1 protein-coding gene is annotated in these 339 nt (G+C 44.0%); it reads right to left on the bottom strand.

Features of this window, described 5'->3' with window-relative positions:
- On the bottom strand, nt 1-339 hold a 339-nt coding region (locus SB775_RS28160), incomplete at both ends, for an amino acid permease (RefSeq protein ID WP_410864460.1).

The following is a 339-nucleotide window of genomic DNA, read 5'->3' as shown; positions in this document are numbered from 1 at the left end:
AAAGAGAATAAAAACCAAAATCTGCAGGGAAAGCATATACGTATTAAACTTCGCCGCCAATTTTATACCCAAAATGTTGACCGTTGTGATGACCAGAACAAAGGAAGTAATCCATACAAACATAGGAACTGACGGAAAAAAGGCACTCAATGATATCCCGATGAGGAGCGAACTGATCATCGGACTAAACAAATAGTCGATGATAATCGTCCAGCCTACGATGAAGCCGACATGCGGGCTTATTGACCGCTGGGTAAACGTGTACGCTGCTCCCGCGTTTGGGAACGATTTCACTAGTTGCGCATAGCTATAAGCAGTAAACAGCATGACAATCAGCGG

Source organism: Peribacillus sp. SIMBA_075 (assembly GCF_046534585.1).
Note: the sequence above shows the minus strand (reverse complement) of the source record. Positions and strands in the feature narration are given on the sequence as shown.